17 protein-coding genes are annotated in these 17,622 nt (G+C 71.7%); 7 read left to right on the top strand and 10 right to left on the bottom strand.

Going from position 1 to position 17,622, the window contains the following annotated elements:
- Positions 1-348: 348 nt before the first annotated feature.
- From CCE01nite_RS03475 to CCE01nite_RS03460, 4 genes are all read right to left on the bottom strand, one after another.
- The gene (locus tag CCE01nite_RS03475) at positions 349-600 is read right to left on the bottom strand and encodes a hypothetical protein (protein WP_034627551.1); all 252 of its coding nucleotides are present in this window, start codon (positions 598-600) and stop codon (positions 349-351) included.
- 144 nt (positions 601-744) lie between these two features.
- The gene (locus CCE01nite_RS03470) at positions 745-1,083 is read right to left on the bottom strand and encodes a DUF3140 domain-containing protein (RefSeq protein WP_034627548.1); all 339 of its coding nucleotides are present in this window, start codon (positions 1,081-1,083) and stop codon (positions 745-747) included.
- A 274-nt stretch (positions 1,084-1,357) separates the two neighbouring features.
- Positions 1,358-2,164 (bottom strand): ETEC_3214 domain-containing protein, encoded by an 807-nt coding sequence (locus CCE01nite_RS03465; RefSeq protein WP_034627545.1) that lies wholly within the window; start codon positions 2,162-2,164, stop codon positions 1,358-1,360.
- Positions 2,165-2,284: 120 nt separating this feature from the next.
- Positions 2,285-3,034, bottom strand: a complete 750-nt coding sequence (locus tag CCE01nite_RS03460) for an alpha/beta hydrolase (RefSeq protein WP_246056304.1) — start codon at positions 3,032-3,034, stop codon at positions 2,285-2,287.
- Between the two features lie 451 nt (positions 3,035-3,485).
- Here CCE01nite_RS03460 and CCE01nite_RS03455 point away from each other — a divergent pair, with 451 nt between their 5' ends.
- The 3 genes from CCE01nite_RS03455 (at position 3,486) to CCE01nite_RS03445 (ending at position 6,620) form a co-directional block, all read left to right on the top strand.
- A complete protein-coding gene (locus tag CCE01nite_RS03455; RefSeq protein WP_034627541.1) occupies positions 3,486-4,193 on the top strand; it encodes a DUF72 domain-containing protein in 708 nt (235 codons plus the stop codon).
- Between the two features lie 577 nt (positions 4,194-4,770).
- Complete coding sequence (locus CCE01nite_RS03450) at positions 4,771-6,033, top strand: OmpA family protein (RefSeq protein ID WP_170223932.1); 1,263 nt, start codon at positions 4,771-4,773, stop codon at positions 6,031-6,033.
- Positions 6,030-6,620, top strand: coding sequence for a HEAT repeat domain-containing protein (locus tag CCE01nite_RS03445; protein ID WP_141371976.1), 591 nt, complete (start codon positions 6,030-6,032; stop codon positions 6,618-6,620). The genes CCE01nite_RS03450 and CCE01nite_RS03445 overlap by 4 nt, the downstream gene beginning before the upstream one ends.
- A gap of 125 nt (positions 6,621-6,745) precedes the next feature.
- On the opposite strand, the gene CCE01nite_RS03440 is transcribed toward CCE01nite_RS03445, so the two are convergent.
- From CCE01nite_RS03440 to CCE01nite_RS03420, 5 genes are all read right to left on the bottom strand, one after another.
- Positions 6,746-7,918, bottom strand: coding sequence for an RICIN domain-containing protein (locus tag CCE01nite_RS03440; protein ID WP_034627529.1), 1,173 nt, complete (start codon positions 7,916-7,918; stop codon positions 6,746-6,748).
- Positions 7,919-8,228: 310 nt separating this feature from the next.
- A complete protein-coding gene (locus CCE01nite_RS03435; RefSeq protein ID WP_034627526.1) occupies positions 8,229-8,966 on the bottom strand; it encodes a GH25 family lysozyme in 738 nt (245 codons plus the stop codon).
- Between the two features lie 609 nt (positions 8,967-9,575).
- Complete coding sequence (locus CCE01nite_RS03430; RefSeq protein ID WP_246056302.1) at positions 9,576-10,016, bottom strand: RidA family protein; 441 nt, start codon at positions 10,014-10,016, stop codon at positions 9,576-9,578.
- Positions 10,017-10,286: 270 nt separating this feature from the next.
- Positions 10,287-10,889, bottom strand: coding sequence for a TnsA-like heteromeric transposase endonuclease subunit (locus CCE01nite_RS03425; protein WP_052103837.1), 603 nt, complete (start codon positions 10,887-10,889; stop codon positions 10,287-10,289).
- 451 nt (positions 10,890-11,340) lie between these two features.
- Positions 11,341-12,078, bottom strand: a complete 738-nt coding sequence (locus tag CCE01nite_RS03420; protein WP_141371975.1) for a hypothetical protein — start codon at positions 12,076-12,078, stop codon at positions 11,341-11,343.
- Between the two features lie 518 nt (positions 12,079-12,596).
- Here CCE01nite_RS03420 and dnaK point away from each other — a divergent pair.
- From dnaK to CCE01nite_RS03400, 4 genes are read left to right on the top strand one after another with little or no spacing between them, the layout of a single operon-like run.
- Positions 12,597-14,456, top strand: a complete 1,860-nt coding sequence (dnaK, locus tag CCE01nite_RS03415) for a molecular chaperone DnaK (protein ID WP_034627520.1) — start codon at positions 12,597-12,599, stop codon at positions 14,454-14,456.
- Positions 14,453-15,112 (top strand): nucleotide exchange factor GrpE, encoded by a 660-nt coding sequence (gene grpE / locus CCE01nite_RS03410; RefSeq protein ID WP_034627516.1) that lies wholly within the window; start codon positions 14,453-14,455, stop codon positions 15,110-15,112. Before dnaK ends, grpE begins: the two co-directional genes overlap by 4 nt.
- A 28-nt stretch (positions 15,113-15,140) precedes the next feature.
- Positions 15,141-16,130: a DnaJ C-terminal domain-containing protein gene (locus tag CCE01nite_RS03405; RefSeq protein ID WP_034627514.1), complete on the top strand. Its 990-nt coding sequence runs from the start codon at positions 15,141-15,143 to the stop codon at positions 16,128-16,130.
- 5 nt (positions 16,131-16,135) lie between these two features.
- Positions 16,136-16,570: a heat shock protein transcriptional repressor HspR gene (locus CCE01nite_RS03400; protein ID WP_034627512.1), complete on the top strand. Its 435-nt coding sequence runs from the start codon at positions 16,136-16,138 to the stop codon at positions 16,568-16,570.
- A gap of 46 nt (positions 16,571-16,616) precedes the next feature.
- Here CCE01nite_RS03400 and CCE01nite_RS03395 read toward each other — a convergent pair whose 3' ends face one another.
- On the bottom strand, positions 16,617-17,570 hold the full coding sequence (locus tag CCE01nite_RS03395) for a CPBP family intramembrane glutamic endopeptidase (protein WP_052103835.1): 954 nt from the start codon (positions 17,568-17,570) through the stop codon (positions 16,617-16,619).
- Between the last annotated feature and the right edge of the window lie 52 nt (positions 17,571-17,622).

The raw sequence follows: 17,622 nt of genomic DNA, 5'->3' as shown, positions 1-17,622 counted from the left end.
GCTTGCCAGCACACCGAGGACGTGACTCCCAGAGCTGCGTCGCGGACCGCGATGCAGCTCGGTGGCGTGGAGAGAATCCCGCCGGGCGGTGTGCCCCCGGCGGCGTGTCGAGCGAAAGACGGATCGTCGGAGTGGTGGCGACGCGCGTCGTGATCGGCGCGTCTCGGTCCGAGCGCCGGTCGCGCACGAACACGAACACCTGACCTGCGTGGTTCCCCGCGGGAGCGTCCCACGGCATCCGTGCGGCCAGAAGCTGTGCGACGACTGGCGAGTCCACCGCCGTTCCGGGCCACGGCGCCGGAGAGGTCGTCCCGGAGCACGTGGACGCCCGCGAGGTGTCGCCGACGGCTAGTCCGCGCTGTCCTCGTAGCGGGCGACGGTGTCCATCACGACGTCCCCGCCCTGGGCCTGCTCGATCGCGTCGATCACCCGGTCGTTCGGCAGGATCACCTTGCCCTTCTCGGGGCCCGTCTCAATGGTCACCGTGCCAGCGTCGCGGTCGTAGCTCGCGTCGTACTCGCCGGGCATCCGCAACCCTGGAAGGTCGGCCTCGTTCACGATCACGGTCGGGTCGTCGGAGCCCTCATTCTGCGTGTTCATCCTGTGACGCTACTCCGGCAGGTCCCGGCACGCCGCGATCGCCGCTGCCACGTCCTCGCGCGATTCCTCGCCCAGGGGGACGGCGATCGTGGCGGGGTTCAGTGAGTCCGTGGCCGGTCGGTGCCTGCGCCCGCCAGCGTCCGGTCAGGCGAGGGGGTCGTGCCCCCAGTTCATGAGCGACCACCGCCACGGGGTGTCCGTCACATCACCGTCGGGCCGCTGCGCGAGGTGCCGGTGCACGTACCCCACGACCTTCCGCATGTGCGCGGCGTCGTCGGCCGTGAGGTCCGTCTTGTTCGTGCGCAGGATCTCGACGATGCGTCGCCCGGACCGGTGGCCCGTCGACTCGCCGTCGCCGCCCGTGTCGCCGACCGACCGGGACTCCTCGGTCTCGAGCCACTGCTCGAGCGCCGCGGGGGTCGTCGTCACCGCGGCCTGCCCGTCGTCCCAGATCTCGGCGACCGCGTCGTCCGTCCGTGCCATGCGTGCGCTCCTCACAGGTCGTCGGTCGAGGCGGTCTCGCAGGCCGTGCGGCTGCTCTCGTCGTCTCCGATGGTGGACCACCACCGCCGCCGTCGCTCGCCGGAGCTGGAGACGGCGAGCGCTGTACGCGGCCACCCGGCGTCGGAGCGTCCCGACCGAGATCCGAGCCGGCGCGGTCGTCGCGAGCGCGCCGTCGTCGGCCCACCCTCCTCGAGGAGCTGGGAGATCACCGCGGCGCGGGGGCGTGTCCACAACGTTCACGGGGGAGCCGGCGTCAGACCTCGCTGCCGGCGAACAGGAGATCGTGGATCACCTCGGGGTCGTGCAACCAGGTCGCGAGCGGGCCGTCGTCCCGGAACTCGCCGTACGTGTTCGGTGCGGTCGCCGTCCTCATGTCGTCGAGTGCCGCCGAGAACGCTGCCCCGTCCGCCGCCGCCTCCTGCGCGGCTTCGAGCCGCTGGAACGCGTCCAGGTCGAACTGGCTCTGCAGACCTTCCCCCACCCACGCGAGGACCAGCCCGCGGTAGCTCGCCGGAGCGCCGCCCGGGACGACCTCGGCGTAGGAGTGCCACACCATCCCGGAGCGAACCGACGCGCCCGCGACGACGTCGACCCCCACCGAGTCGAGGATCTCCGCCGTCGAGACAGCGCCCAGGGGCCCGAGCTCCAGGTCGATCCACCGGATCGCGGGCTCGAACCCTTCCGTCGTCGTGGTCACCAGGTATGCGGCCAGGCTGTTGTCCGCGAAGAGCGCGCGGACGACCGTCTCGTCGGTCTCGTGGACGAACAGCTGCATCGACTCGGGCCGGGGCTCGGGGCACGGGACGGAGGTGCTGGTGCAGGGGTCGACCACCGCTCTCGCGACGCCGAACGTGTCCTCGAAGTACTCGAGGCGGACGTCGAGGTCGAGCTGATCGAGCGCGGCGTACTCCTCGCGATAGGGCTGCGCGACGTCCTCGACGCGGTCGCGGGCCCAGCCGAGCGCTTCCCAGACGGCGCTGACTGCGCCGACGACCGCCGCGGCGAAGAGGAGGACGGCCAGGACGGGCCGCTCCTGGAGTCGCTGGAGCCGCGAGTGCACGCTCGAACCGTCTGCGGCTTGCTCCGTTCGGGTCATGACCACCACCGGTCGCTGGACGCGATCCCGTCGCACTCATCTTCTTCCGATGCCGGCTGACGCGTCCAGGCGGATCGCCCAGACCTACCCGACGACCGCATCCGCGAGGTCGACGACGGCGTCGGCCAGGAAGGGGCCGAACCAGATGCGGTCGTTGTGCCCAGCACCCGGCACGACGACCTCGTCCTGCAGGTTGCCCACCCGCGACGCGAGCTCGGCCGAGAGCCGGGACGGCACCACGTCGTCGGCGCTGCCGTGCAGCACGAGCACCGGGACCTCGCTGCCGGACAGGTGCTCCGCGCTCGGGAACCGGTCGCGCAGGATCAGCCCGACGGGCAGGTACGGGAGCTGCGCCCGCGCCACGTCGACGAGCGACGTGAACGGTGACCGCAGCAGCACACCGGCGGGCGGGTCCGTGGTGACCAGCCGCGACGCCACGCCTGTCCCGATCGACTCCCCGACGTACAGGGTCCGGCCGGGCTCGAAGCCCTCTGCGCGGAGCGCAGCGGCCGCCGCACGGGCGTCGAGCGCCAGGCCCTCCTCGCTCGGCCGACCCGGGTTGCCGCCGTACCCCCGGTACTCCAGCAGGAGCACCGTGAACCCTCGGCTCGCGATCTCCCGCGCCACGTCCAGCCGACCGAGCCGGTTGCCGCCGTTGCCCGGCAGGTACAGGACGGCGACGTCCCGGTCCGCACCGCTCGGCGGGACGAGCCACGCCGTGAGCTCGAGCGCGTCCTCGGTCCGCAGGGTGAGGTCTCGCCCGCCGGGCAGGCGGTCCGCGACCGAGCCGACGTCGGTCCGGTCCGGGAAGTAGATGAGCGCTCGCTGCAGCACGACAACCAGTGTGACCAGCACCAGGGCACAGGCGAGGACCACGACGACGCCGCGCCCCAGTCGGCGCGCGCGGCCCCGCGGCACCCGCTCGGACAGGGCCAGCCGAGTCACGACGACCTCCCCGGTGCACGACGCGACGAGCTGCCGACCTGCCCGGGCTCTGAGGGCCGGCCCGCCGGGGTGAGCTGACCGGCTGCTGCCCGGCGGGGCGATCCGAGCGGCTGCCTCTGCGCCCGGGTCGCCCGACGTCGTCACGGTAGACCCACGGGACACGGAGACCCCAGGGCTCACGTGATCTGTCCGGCGCGCGGAAGCCGTACCTGCGACCGGACCGGAGAAGCGGGACACGAGCGGTCCCGGTCTGCTCCTGGGAGGATCGGCTCCATGGCTGACTGGATCATGCTGCGCACGGCGTCGGTTCGAGCGCGCCGCACCGGGGACGCCTGAGCAGGTGGGGGTTCACGTCGGGCTGTGTGGTTGGACGGTCTCCCAGGCGTCGTACGTGCGTCGCTTCCCCGTCGTCGAGGTGCAGCACACGTTCTACGAACCGCCGTCCGACGCCGTGCTGATGCGCTGGCGAGCCCAGGTGCCGGCCGGTTTCGAGTTCACGATCAAGGCGTGGCAGATCGTCACCCACGAGTCCAACAGCCCCACCTACCGGCGACTGAAGCAGCCTCTGCCGGACAGCGCACGTGGCCAGGTCGGGGCGTTCCGGACCACGCCGCCGGTCCTCGCGGGATGGCAGCGGACCCTCGAGTGCGCGCGGATCCTGCAGGCCACCGCCGTGCTGCTCCAGTGCCCGAGGAGCTTTCGCCCGACGGCCGACAACGTCGGACGGCTGCGCAGCTTCCTGGCGCAGGCGGAGCGGCCGGCGGGGCGGCTGCTGTGGGAACCCCGTGGTGAGTGGCCCACGCAGCTGCTCACGGAGCTCTGTGCCGAGCTGGATCTCGTGCACGTCGTCGACCCGATGCAGACCGACACGGTGACACCGGAGCAGACCTACTACCGCCTGCACGGCACTTCCGGCTCGCGGCACGTCCACACGGACGACGAGCTGCGCCGGCTCCGGGACATGGTCGACGGCCGACCGTCGCCCTACGTGATGTTCAACAACCTGCCCCGCGTCGGCGATGCGGAGCGGTTTCTCGCCCTGCTCTGATCGAGCCGGCTGCACGCGGCATCCCGGCACCGGCCCTAGCCGGCGGAGCCGACGGGTGGGTCGTCCGCGGGCGTCGCTTCGCGGGCTGGTCGGACGTGCAGAGGACGGAACCCACGAGGTTGCCCGTGACCCCGAGGCCGCGGACGACCTTGTCGAGAGATGCCCGTCGCGACGCGTGCTGGTCCGCCCACGACGACGCGGCTCGCCGGAGACGCTGGACCGGCGGCCGGTGCCCCGCCGACGAGCTGCCCGAACGGGACGCGAGGTCCACCCGAAGGGACCGTCCGGCGGTCGACGACACGCTCGCGTGCCCCTCGCTACGTTGCAGACATGGGAGGCGGCGCGCCACATGCATGAGCACGGTCCGGAGTCGCAGGCCACCGAGAAGCCGGGACAACGGGCGGCGACCCGTTCGTCTGCGGACGACGGGGCGTCGGAGGCCGTCCGCGATGCCCTCCGGCTCCAGCGGCTGGTGGGCAACAGGGCGGTGTCGTCGTTGCTCGGCAGTCTCCGGGCGGGTGCCGCGGGCGCGGGTCGCAGCTTCGCGGGTCCGTCGTCCGACGTCCTGTCCCGAGCAGTGACCGTCGAGACCACAGCAGACGCGGTCGTCGAGGTGCCGACTCGTGAGAGCGCGACCCGGACGCGCGCAGTGCCCGGACCCGCCGCCGCGTCGCACCTGCCGGTCCAACGCGACCTCGCGCAGTCCATGCCGGTCAGCGCCGGTGTGTTCGAGGCCGACATGCGGACCCGTCAGGGTGCTGCCAGCACACCGCCCACCTTCAGCGGCCTCGACGGCTTCATCCGGTTCGTGCCGGCCGTCGGGGCACCCAACTCGAGCAAGATCGTCATGATCCAGATCGTGAAGCTCACAGACCTCGGTGGAGCGGACGAGCGCTCGCAGTCGATACCCGCCTCCCGCGGGGCTCGCGGAGCCCTGGGCCAACCTGGGGTGCGGACCCAGGACGATGCGTCCCGTGGAGTGGAGGGCGGGTTCTTCACCGACGTCCACCATCAGGCCAACCCGTCGGCCACGCCGGCGGCAGCAGGCTCGGCGCTGTCGCCCAACTTCAACTTCCAGCCCGCCGGTGCCGGCGTCACGGGCGTCGCGGGGTCGACTCCCACGCCGGCAGGTGGAACGGGCGGCGTCGTCGGTCAGACGCCCGGATTCAAGCGATCCGACGACGCTGCCGACATCCGCTCGGCGGCGCTGTTCGACACACCGGGATCGGTCGGCCGGGCCAACCTCATCTTCGAGTTCGAGAGCGTGGCCAAGGGTGAGGACACCCAGGTCGTCTACGGCACGGTCCGGTGGGGCTTCACGCTCCGCAACGGCGTGGTCGAGAACGACCACATCACGCCGCTGGAGGGCGCCTCGGCGACCTTCGTCGAGGCGCTCGAGCGGCACCGCGACTTCTACGTGCACGAGCCGGTCACGTTCCACTTCCCCTTCGCGAGTGCCGAGCTCTCGACGGTCGAGTCAGCCAAGATCGACGAGCTCATCCCGTACATGACCCGCAATCCCCGGGCCCAGATATCGCTCGAGGGCTTCGCCGACATCCGGGGCGGGGCCAGCCGCTTCAACACCGAGCTGTCGCTGCGTCGCGCGCAAGCAGTCCGTGCCGAGCTGATCGTCAAGGGCGTTGATCCCGCGCGCATCAGTTCGCCCCTGGTCGGGAGCGGCATCTCGACCGACAGCACCGCCGACGCCGGTACCGGTGACCAGGGTGGTGACGCGGCAGCTGCACGCGATCGGGACCGCGCGGAGAACCGGCAGTTCAACCGTCGGGTGGTGGCCACGTTCTCGCCTGCGGCCGCGCCGGCTCCGGCGGTCGGCCCGTGAGCGGCGTCGACGAACTGATCGGCCGACTCGGGTCAGGTGACCCGAACGACCGGATGCTCGCCGTGGGGGAGCTGGTCCAGCTGGGCTCTGCCGCCGTGCCCGGCCTCGTCGGGGTCGTGCGCGACACGGCGTCCGTGGCGCGTGGGCTGGCGGCCGAGGCGCTCGCCGAGATCGCGGACCCTGCGTGCGCCGACGACCTCGCCGCCGCCGTCGGCGACCTCGACGAGGAGGTGAGGGCGAACGCGGCCGTCGGACTGAGCCGGATCGGGGACCCGCGAGCGGCTGAGGCGCTCCTGCGCACGATCGACGACCGGCAGGACCTGCTGCACTACCCGTACACGGCCAGCGTCCACGCCTTGATCGCGCTCGGCGCGCCGGCGCTGCCTGCCGTCGCCACTCTGCTCGACGCGCCTGACCCCGTCACTCGGCAACGCGCCTTCGTGGTGGTGAGGTCCGTCGTCGAAGCGATGCCAGGCACGGGCGACTGGCAGGAGCTCTGGCGGGAGCTCGGTCGCTACGAACCGGGCGCGGGGGACCAGGACCGGGCCGTCGCGCAGTGGCAGGCGTGGATCGCCTCGCACATCTGAGACGGGGTGGCCCCACCTCAGCGGCAGGGTGGGGCCAGATGAGGCAGACGTCGTGTCGAGGGCACCCGGCCGACGTCCGGCGCTGGTCGAGCTCGGCGCGCCCTGAACAGTCGGATGCTGCTCAGTCAGCCCACCCGGACGAGCTGCCACTGCTGGTTGGCGCCGTTCCAGTCGGAGTACTGGACGATGTTCCCGCCGTCGGTGGTGGAGGCGCCCTGGACCTCGACCGCCTTGCCGCTGTTCCGGTTGATCAGCTGGACGTACCCGTCGATCGTCTGGATGCTGAACTGCTGGTTGGCGCCGTTGTTGTCGCTCCACTGCTGGATCGCCGCACCGTCGGCGGTGGACCTCCCGGTCACGTCGAGGACCTTGCCCGACAGCCGTGACTTCAGCTTGTAGTAGCCGTTGCCGGAGCTGACGAACTGCCACTGCTGCTGGGTGCCGCCGTTGCGGGACCACTGGGTGATGCGTGCGCCGTCCGCGGTGGACAGGTTGTACACGTCGATGGCCTTGCCGCTGTTGCGGTTGACGAGCGTGTACCAGGCCGCGGTGTCCACCGGACCGGTGGTCCCGGGGTTCCCGGACGGGTTGCCGATGCTCCCCGGCACGGCACGCAGCGCGGCGAACCAGGCGGCCGCCATCTTGTCGTAGCCGGTCGCGTTGGGGTGCACGCCGTCGGCGAGGTCGGCGGTGGTCAGCGCCCGGTACATGTCGACGAGGTGCACCCGCTTCCCGGCGGCGGCCCTGCTCGACACGATGCCGGGGATGGCGGCGTTGTAGGCCCGGACCTTGGCGTCGGCGAACGACACCGGGATGAGGGTCGCGACGAAGACGTCGGTCTGCGGGGACGTGCTCGTGATCTTGTCGACGACCGACGCGAGGCGGGCGGGTGCGTTCCCCAGGTCCCGGTCCTGGGTGATGTCGTTGGTGCCGATGTGCAGCAGCACGGTGCGCGGCTGGTACGTGCGCAGCCAGGCGACGACGCCTGCGTCGATCTGGTCGATTCGCCAGCCGGAGTGCCCCTCGTGGTCGTGGTCCCCGAGGTTGCCCGGCCCGTTGAAGCCCGACCCCACGAAGTCCGTGGTGTAGCCGTTCTGGGCCAGGCGCTGCCACAGCCCGACGCGGTAGCCGCCGCCCCCGGGGAAGCCGACGCCGTCCGTGATCGAGTCGCCCAGGGGCATCACGCGGGTGCCCCCGTTGCTCTCGGCGGAGGCGGGCGCGGACTCGGTCACGACACCCCCGGCCAGTGCGACGCAGAGCGTGACGGCGAGCAGCAGCCGTCGGGCGATTCGGTGCATGTCGTCTGCCTCCTGGATATGGCTGCGCGGCGACCCCTGCGCGCGCAGCGCTGCGGTGATGAGCGTCCTGCGACCTCTGGTCGGCGCCGTTGCGCTCACCCTGCCGGATGGTCGGTGAGGTCCGCCGATGTGAGCGCTAACACGACGGGCCCGAGCCCACTGTGGCACGGCTCGTCGAACCTGTGGTCGGCCCAAACGATTAGGTGCGGGGTGGGAGCGGCCGCATCGTGGGGCGCGCCTACCGCGTGTCAGGTGGGGCTGGGACTCATCCAGGTCGTCGGGTGATGACCGTCCGCTCCCTCCGGCAGGCCTACCGCAGGGCGCGCAGGTCGTCGAGGTCACCGTCGAAGACGTTCATGTCGATGAACGACTCCTCGCCGTCGTACCCGTCGAGGCGGTCCCGGTTCGAGTACTGCCAGAAGGTCCACACCCGGTCGTCCGACATGGTGGGCGGCACGATCACCGACCGGATCCAGAGGGGCGTGCCCGGGAAGTGGCCGGCGACGTACCGGTCGTACGCGCTGCGGGTCGCGTAGACGACCGGCTCGATGCCGTGGTCACGCAGGGTCTCGATGAGCGCGGTCAGCTCCGGGCGGACCTGCGACGCGTCCGGGGGGTCGGCGTGGAACGTCCCGTAGTACTCGACGTCGATCGCGACGGGCAGCAGGTCCTCGTCGTCCGGCACCGTCGCGAGCACGTGCTCCGCCTGCGCCCTGCCGCTGCTCTCGAAGCTGAAGAAGTGGTACGCACCGACCAGCAGCCCGGCCTCACGCGCCCCGCGCAGGTTCGCCTCGAACTCCCGGTCGACGAACGACGAGCCCTCGGTGGCCTTGACGTACGCGAAGTCGACGTCCTGCCGGGCGATCGCCGGCCAGTCGATGGTTCCCTGCCACGCCGAGACGTCGACCCCCCGCACGTCGTAGCGCGCCGCGAACAGACGGTTCGGCCACACCAGGCCGCGTTCGACGAGCGCGGCCCCGAGCGCGATGACGACGATCGTCCCCGTCAGGACGATCAGCAGGACGCGGATGCGACGGCGGCTCGGCACCGCGCTAGTCTGGCGTCGTCGCGCGTCCTGCGCCCGCGACGTCCACCTGACCGGCCGCAGACGCTGCGTGCCACGATCTGGTCGCCGGGGCGCGCGACGCGCCCGGTCGTCGCGCTCGTCGGGACCGTAGGTTCGCGCTGGTCCTGGCGGAGTCGTGACGCCTGACCAGGTGCATCGCAGCTACCTGTTGGCGGTGGGTTCGCATCGAGGTGGCGGCGTTCTCGGGACGACGGGCCGTCGGGTCGAACGGCGTTCGTGGGTGGAGGAACTCGCCGAACCTGTCCGGTCGGCAGCGTTCTGACCTGGGCACTGAAACAAGCGTGAGACGGGTCGCTTCTCACCTTCGTGTCCGAATCCCTGGGCAACCTCTCGCCGAGGCGGGTCGTGGACAAGTTGGGCCTCCGGCACGAGGGCACTTTGCGTGACTACCTCGTCCACCGCGGTCGACCTGCGGACGCGTGGATCGCCTCGCGGCTGCGGGGAGAGCCTGCCTGAGCGCACGCACTTGCCGCCCTCGACGCGCAGTCAGAACCGATGGTGCTTGCATCTGCCGCAGCCGAGCAGTGACACGCCACGTGGTGTCGTGGCGGCCGGCAGTGACCTCTACGGTCAGCTCAGGACCGCGTCTGCCTCGACCTCCACGAGAAGGCGTGGGTCGATCAGCGCGCTGACCTCGACCATCGAGGACGCGGGCCGGATGTCGGCGAAGAACTCCCCGTGTGCCCGGCCGACGTCTTCCCAACGGCTGATGTCGGCCACGAACATGCGGGTGCGTACCACGTCGCCGAGGCAGGCCCCGACCTGCTCGAGGGCCGCCTCGATGCGTCGGATGGCTTCCCGCGTCTGCTCGGCGATGTCGTCACCACCCACGGGAGCACCGTCCGGGCCGGCGGCCGTCGTGCCGGCCACGCTGACCCAGGAACCGACCCGCACGGCCCGGGAGTACCCGACCAGCGGCTCCCACACCGCACCCGAGGACACGATCTGACGCTTCGACATGCGTCGATCCTGCCAGGCGACACGCCCCCCTCTGGCCGCCCACACGTCCATGGCACGGAGCGAAGGACGAGCAGCTGTTGCGCCGGCTCTCCTCGCTGTCGCCGGCGAGTGGCAGGCGGGAGCCACCTCGACGACCGACCACGCCACCCCCTCGAACCAGAGGCGAGCACCCACGCGGAGCTCTAGGACATGCCCGCTCACGCTGCGTCCTCGCGCCATGCGACGGCGGACGCCGCGTCCAGCACCTGAGTGAGGTCGGCCCGGAGCACGTGCGACCAGAGCAAGAACATGACGACCCGCCGAACGAGGCTCGGGTCCGCCTCACGTGAGGCGGCCTCGCACAGCTCGGTGATCGTCGACGCGGCGCGTGGACCCGCGAGCACCGCGGTCAACGCGGCCTCGTCGCGGTGCTCCGCCCAACCAGCGCACGTTTGCGAGGTATACCGGGCCCGCGCCCGTCCAGACCTCGTAGCGCCAGCCCTTCGCGTCGCAAAGGCGCGCCGTCCAGTCGAACACTGCACGCACCTCGGGGCGACCCGCGAACGCCTGAGGCTTGACGTCCACGAGCGTGAACCCGCCGCTCCGGGTCCCGAGCAAGAGGTCGGGTGCATGACGGCGCAGGGCCTCACCGTCGCGACCGCAGAACCAGAGCGGTTGCGCAGCGATCCAGTGGACGTCGCGGTCGAAGTCGGCGAGCCACATGCGGTCCAGCTCCATGCGGCTCTCGTACTCCACGTGCCGGCCCGTGGTGTCGGACCAGAAGAAGCCCGGGTAGTGGGTCTGACCCTTGTGGGACCAGATCTTGCGGACCGGCAGCCCGTGCAGCGCCCGGTCACCGTCGAGGAGGCGCAGCGAGGTGACCACCGGGTCGCCCGCATCGGTGACGTACTGCACCTCGGTCTGCAGCAGCGCCTCGATGGTCATGCGGTCAGCGTGGCAGGTGACAAGTCGGTGACAACGCGACATCGAGATGACGGATCGATGACAAAACGACAGGTCAGATGACTTCCTACAGCTGTAGGAACTCATCGAACTTGTCCGGAGCCCATCGCGCTGACCTCAGGTGGGACGAGTACGGGAAACGGGCTGCGTCTCACGTACTCGTCCAAACCCTCAAGCCGGGACCGTCGTGATCGACGGCGTAAGGGCAGACGCTCGAGCGCTTCTTCGACGACGAGCGCGGCCACTCCACAGCGTGCACGCGCCGGGCCCGCCGGTGGTCCCCGTTCGAGGCGGCGTGATCTGCCGGATCCTGTCGGTCAGGATCAGGTGGCGGATCGCGCGAGCCGACGGCGAACTCCGGCGACGACATCCCGGCCTGTGTCGACGCCGCTCACTGGACAGTGACGCACTCGCCGGCTGTCGGGCGCCGATGTCACCACCGGTCGCCGCTGGCGCCCTCGTCGAACGCGTCGCGCAGGTCCGGCGGCAGTCCCTCCTCGAATGCCGCGATGTCCTCCTCGGAGAGCAGAGGGAAGCACTCGACCTTGGTGGCCATCTCGTAGATCACGTCGACCAGCCCGTCTCCGTCGCCTCGCGGAACGTACCCGCGGGCGATCGGTATGCCTTCGGCGCGGACGAGCGGGCATTTGCTCTCGCCGGGGTGCTGCCAGCCGGGCGGTCCGACGACGCGGAGGTAGACGACCTGGTTTGGATCCCGCACGGTGCCGAGCTGGACGACCCAGTCCGAGCTGACGTCATCGTCGTAGAGCATCTGGACGGCGGCCACCCGGCCCAGGACGACAGAGCTTCGGTCCTGGTAGTTGGGCCACCGGGCGAACAACCGCGAGACCTTGCCGCCGGCCAGGTCCGGGTCCGACAGACCCTCCGCGGAGAACTGCGACGCCGGGTCCACCGCTCCGTGCACGATCCTCGCGTAGTTGTCCCGGACGAGCTCACGGTTGTCGCGCAGCATGACGTGCTTCATCCCGGGCTGCCAGATGTTGGCGAACTCGGTGTCGCAGTACCAGGTGTCGACCATCAGGTCGGCGAGCGGGCCAGACGACAGTCGGTCCAGGCATTCCTCCGCGGTCGTCGGGTCTTGCTCTCGGAACCTGTCGACGACGCTCAGGGCGTCGTCGACACCGCCGGCCATCGCGAAGGCGCCCGCCATAACGGCTGCGGCGGCGGACCACGGCTGGACCCAATGCTGCGCGCACGTCAGGCGCCACCGCCTCGCGGGACGGGCGCAGCGGGAGAGCCGTTTGGTCCGGGCCAGGCAGCGCATCTGGACCTCCGGTGCGTCAGGTACGCGGCCCGGGCCGCGCGCGGCTCCACGCTTCGAGCATCCCGCGTGGCCAACTCGGTGAGATTCGGACACGCCGTGGCCAACTCCGTGAGATTTGGCCAACCCGGGATGAGATCCCACAGCGACGCCGCCCGTGCGGCCGTTCGGGCGACGGGAACAACAGCTCCCGATCGAGAGTTGAGTCAGACAGGCTCAACTCCAGCGCCGCGGACTTGCGCACCACCCCGCCGCGACGCAGACTTGAGCGCAGCAGGCTCAAGACGGCCCGCCGCCCGCGGCGCTGCGCCCCTACAGGGGGCAGGCAGCAGCCCGGACGGCGACACCCGCCGCGAGCGCGACACGCACCGCAGCAGCAGGACCACCGAAGGAAGAGGCACACGCACATGGCACGAGCAGTCGGGATCGACCTGGGTACCACCAACTCGGTGGTCGCCGTCCTCGAGGGTGGCGAGCCCACCGTCATCGCGAACGCCGAGGGCGCCCGCACGACGCCGTCGGTGGTCGCGTTCTCCAAGACGGGCGAGGTGCTGGTCGGCGAGGTGGCCAAGCGCCAGGCCGTCACCAACGTCGACCGCACCATCAGCTCCGTGAAGCGTCACGTCGGCACGGACTGGTCGGTCGCGATCGACGACAAGAAGTACTCCGCGCAGGAGATCTCCGCGCGCGTGCTCGGCAAGCTCAAGCGCGACGCCGAGGAGTACCTGGGCGAGCCGGTGACCGACGCGGTCATCACCGTCCCCGCGTACTTCAACGACGCCGAGCGCCAGGCGACCAAGGACGCCGGCCAGATCGCGGGCCTCAACGTGCTGCGCATCGTCAACGAGCCGACGGCCGCGGCCCTCGCCTACGGCCTCGACAAGGGCAAGGAGGACGAGCTCATCCTCGTCTTCGACCTCGGTGGCGGCACGTTCGACGTGTCCCTCCTCGAGGTGGGCAAGGACGACGACTTCTCGACGATCGAGGTCCGCGCGACCTCCGGCGACAACCGCCTCGGCGGCGACGACTGGGACAACCGCGTCGTCGAGCACCTCATCAAGCAGGTGAAGAACTCCTCGGGCGTCGACCTGTCGAAGGACAAGATCGCGCTGCAGCGTCTGCGCGAGGCCGCCGAGCAGGCGAAGAAGGAGCTCTCCTCCGCGACGAGCACCAACATCTCGATGCAGTACCTGTCGATGAGCGAGAACGGCCCGATCCACCTCGACGAGAAGCTGACCCGCGCGCAGTTCCAGCAGATGACCGCGGACCTCCTCGAGCGGACCAAGGCGCCGTTCCAGGCCGTCATCCGCGACGCCGGGATCAAGCTCTCCGACATCGACCACGTGGTCCTCGTCGGCGGCTCGACCCGCATGCCCGCCGTGGCGGACGTCGTGCGCGAGCTCACGGGCGGCAAGGAGCCCAACAAGGGCGTCAACCCGGACGAGGTCGTCGCCGTCGGCGCCGCGCTGCAGGCCGGTGTCATCAAGGGTGAGCGCAAGGACGTCCTGCTCATCGACGTCACGCCCCTGAGCCTCGGCATCGAGACCAAGGGCGGCGTGATGACCAAGCTCATCGAGCGCAACACGGCCATCCCGACCAAGCGCAGCGAGATCTTCTCGACGGCCGACGACAACCAGCCGTCCGTGCTGATCCAGGTGTTCCAGGGCGAGCGCGAGTTCGCCCGGGACAACAAGCCGCTCGGCACGTTCGAGCTGACCGGCATCGCGCCGGCGCCGCGCGGCGTCCCGCAGATCGAGGTCACGTTCGACATCGACGCGAACGGCATCGTGCACGTGTCCGCGAAGGACCGCGGCACGAACAAGGAGCAGTCGATGACGATCACCGGCGGCTCGGCGCTGCCGAAGGACGAGATCGACCGCATGGTCAAGGAGGCCGAGGCGCACGCCGCCGAGGACAAGGCCCGCCGCGAGGAGGCCGAGACCCGCAACTCCGCCGAGCAGCTCGTCTACTCGACCGAGAAGGTGCTCGCCGACAACGCGGACAAGGTCTCCGAGGACGTCTCGACCGAGGTCAAGGCCGCGATCGCGGAGCTCCGGACCGCGCTCGAGGGCACGGACCTGGCCGAGGTCAAGGCCAAGCACACGGCCCTCGCGACCGTGAGCCAGAAGATCGGCGAGGCGATCTACGCCCAGAACGCCGCCGCGGACGCCCAGGGCGCCCCGGCCGACGGTGCCCCCGCGGGCGACGCCCCGGCGGACGAGGACGTCGTCGACGCCGAGATCGTGGACGAGGACGAGCGCAAGTGACGAGCGACAACGCACGCCACGCGGGGTCGGGCGAGCCCGACCCCGCGGAGGGCGCCCCCAGGTTCACGGACAAGCGCCGCATCGACCCGGACACGGGCCTGCTGCGGGAGCCGACGCCGGCCGAGGAGGCCGAGGCCGCGGCTGCCGGGGGAGGGGCCGACGACCCCGTCGCGCACCTCGACTTCGAGACGCCCGACACGGGCGCGCTCGCGGCGGCCGAGGCGCTCGCGGCGGAGCGGCTCGACGAGCTCCAGCGGCGCAACGCGGCGTACTACAACCTCGAGCAGCAGTACTCGGGCTACGTGAAGCGCTCGAAGTCCGAGGCGCTCGTCGCACGCGAGCAGGGTGTCGCCGAGGTCGCGGAGGCCCTCATCGGGGTGCTCGACGACATCGCGCTCGCCCGCCAGCACGGCGACCTGCAGGGCCCGTTCCTGTCGATCGCCGAGAAGCTCGAGTCGACGCTCGCGCGGTTCAAGATCGAGCGGTTCGGTGCCGAGGGTGAGGTGTTCGACCCGACGGTGCACGAGGCGCTCATGCACTCGCACTCCGCGGACGTCACCGAGCCGACGGTCGGTACGGTGCTCCAGCCGGGGTACCGGATCGGCGAGCGCGTGCTGCGGCCCGTGCGCGTCGCGGTGATCGACCCGGACGCCTGAGCGTCCGCCGACGAGGAAGGGAGGCGCCGTGACCGGCCAGGACTGGCTCGAGAAGGACTTCTACGCCGTGCTCGGCGTCCCCAAGGACGCGGACGCCGCGACGATCAAGAAGGCGTACCGCAAGCTCGCGCGCAACATGCACCCGGACCACAACCCGGGTGACGCGCGCGCCGAGGCGAAGTTCAAGGAGGTCGGGGAGGCGTACGCCGTGCTCTCCGACACCGAGCAGCGCGCGCAGTACGACCAGCTGCGCGCGATGGCCGGCGGCGCCCGGTTCGCACCGGGCGCCGGCGGCTCCGCCGGGTTCGAGGACCTGTTCGGCGGGATGTTCGGGGGTGCGACGCAGGGCCAGCGCGTCCGCTTCCAGCAGACCGGCGCGGCCCCGGGCGGCGCGAACTTCGAGGACCTGCTCGGCGGGCTCTTCGGCGGTGCCGGCGGCGGGGGAGGCTTCTCGCCGTCGCGCGGGCCGCGCCAGGGCGCCGACCTCTCAGCGGTCACGACGCTGCCCTTCCGGCAGGCCGCGACGGGCTCGACCGTCTCGCTGAACGTCGAGGGCCGGGTCGTCAACGCGCGCATCCCCGCGGGCGTCAAGGACGGCCAGAAGATCCGGCTGCGCGGCAAGGGCCGCCCGGGCGAGCACGGCGGACCGGCCGGCGACCTGGTCGTCACCGTCCGCGTGACCCCCCACCCGGTGTTCGCGCTCGAGGGCAGCAACCTGCGCGTGACGGTCCCGGTGGCGTTCGACGAGGCCGCGCTCGGCGCGCAGGTCGACGTCCCGACGCTCGACGGCAGCACCGTGCGGGTCAAGGTGCCCGAGGGCACGCCGTCGGGGCGCACGCTGCGCGTCAAGGGCAAGGGCGTCAGCACGCCGGACGGCACGGGCGACCTGCTCGTGACCGTCCAGGTCGTCGTCCCGCAGCGCCTCACCGGCGCGGCGCGCGAGGCCGTCATGGCGTTCGGCGTCGCCACGTCCGGCGAGAACCCGCGCGCCGACCTGCTGGCGCGCGCCCGGGAGTGAGGGCCGTGGTCTCCGAGGACGCGCAGGTCTACGTGATCTCGGTCGCGGCCGAGCTCGCCGGCATGCACCCCCAGACCCTCCGGCAGTACGACCGGCTCGGCCTCGTCTCGCCCGGTCGCACGCGCGGGCGGGGCCGGCGGTACTCGCTGCGGGACATCGCGACCCTGCGCGAGGTGCAGCGGCTCTCGCAGGACGAGGGCGTCAACCTCGCGGGCATCAAGCGCATCCTCGAGCTCGAGGCGCAGGTCGACCGGCTCCAGCGGCAGGTCGAGTACCTGCGGGCGTTCACCGAGCCGGGCCGGCGCGTGTTCACCGCCGCACCCTCGGGCGACGTCGTCGCGGTGCGGCCCGGACAGCGGCCGCCGGGCACGCGCACCGTGCGGGGGGAGCTCACGGCGACGCCGGGCGCCCTCGTGCTCTGGCAGCCGACGCCGCGCTGAGGACGTCCAGGGCCCGGCACGGGGACCGCGTGCCGGGCCCCGGACGTCACGCGGTCGTGAGCGGGCTGTCGGCCCGCTCGGCGTCCGCGTCCGCGGCGTCCGTGGGCTCCGGCGCCGGTCGCGCGAAGCGCCCCGCCCGGCGCGCCAGCACGAGCGCGAGCACACCGACCGCGGTGCACACGAGGACGGCCGCGAGCGACGCCTCCGGCCCGAACTCGCCGCCCGAGAGCCACAGCGGCGCGTCCGGGTCCGCGACGCTGCGCGCGAGCGAGCTGCCCGTGTCACCGCCCGAGACCGCAGCCCCGAAGACGTAGCCCTGGGTCAGGTTCCACGCGACGTGGACCCCGATCGAGGTCCACAGCCGCCCGGTGAGGACGTAGAGGGCGCCCAGCATGACGCCGGCCTCCAGCGCGATGCACAGCGCGGCGAACACGGTGGCCCCGGGGTTGGCGAGGTGCCCGGCGCCGAAGAGCACGGCCGAGACCGCGAACGCGGCCCACGGGCCGAAGGCCCGCCATACGAGGCGCAGGATGATCCCGCGCACGATCAGCTCCTCGACGACGCCCGCCTGGACCGCGAGCCCGGCGGCCTCCCACGCGGACGTCCACCCGAGCCAGGTGACCTCGTAGGTGCCGCTCAGCGCCAGCAGCCCCATGACCACCGCCATCATCAGCGCGCCGAGGGCGAGCCCGACGGCGAGCGACGGAAGCGCGGGGCGCAGGGCCAGCTCCGACGGTGCCCGGTCCTCGCCGGCCCGGACGAGCAACGCGTACGCGCCGAGCGCGACCGCCGCACCGAGGGCGCGGACGAGGAAGGTCACGGCCTCCGTGTCGGGCAGCAGCCCGCCCAGCGCCTCGATCGGCGGGCCGAAGGCGAGGGTCATGCCGAAGAGGAGCGCCGGGGCCCACCCGAGCGCCCGGAGCCAGCGGAACCGTCCGGGGTGCAGGACACGGCGCTCGCCGAGCTCCATCGGGACGCCCCAACGGGGGGATGCGGTCATGGCGGATTCCTTCGTCAGGGGTGGGGCGGCGCGGTCGCGCGGCGCGGGCGCC

The organism is Cellulomonas cellasea (assembly GCF_006538745.1).
Taxonomy (GTDB): Bacteria; Actinomycetota; Actinomycetes; order Actinomycetales; family Cellulomonadaceae; genus Cellulomonas_A; species Cellulomonas_A cellasea.
This window is presented reverse-complemented; position numbering and strand designations above follow the sequence as displayed.

Bases quoted from the DNA above. Each gene is read 5' to 3' on its own strand.
- CCE01nite_RS03420 (WP_141371975.1), bottom strand. From the start codon at position 12,078: ATGGCGGGCGCCTTCGCGATGGCCGGCGGTGTCGACGACGCCCTGAGC.
- CCE01nite_RS03475 (WP_034627551.1), bottom strand. From the start codon at position 600: ATGAACACGCAGAATGAGGGCTCCGACGACCCGACCGTGATCGTGAAC.
- dnaK (WP_034627520.1), top strand. From the start codon at position 12,597: ATGGCACGAGCAGTCGGGATCGACCTGGGTACCACCAACTCGGTGGTC.
- CCE01nite_RS03425 (WP_052103837.1), bottom strand. From the start codon at position 10,889: ATGACCATCGAGGCGCTGCTGCAGACCGAGGTGCAGTACGTCACCGAT.
- CCE01nite_RS03395 (WP_052103835.1), bottom strand. From the start codon at position 17,570: ATGACCGCATCCCCCCGTTGGGGCGTCCCGATGGAGCTCGGCGAGCGC.
- CCE01nite_RS03470 (WP_034627548.1), bottom strand. From the start codon at position 1,083: ATGGCACGGACGGACGACGCGGTCGCCGAGATCTGGGACGACGGGCAG.
- CCE01nite_RS03430 (WP_246056302.1), bottom strand. From the start codon at position 10,016: ATGGACGTGTGGGCGGCCAGAGGGGGGCGTGTCGCCTGGCAGGATCGA.
- CCE01nite_RS03440 (WP_034627529.1), bottom strand. From the start codon at position 7,918: ATGCACCGAATCGCCCGACGGCTGCTGCTCGCCGTCACGCTCTGCGTC.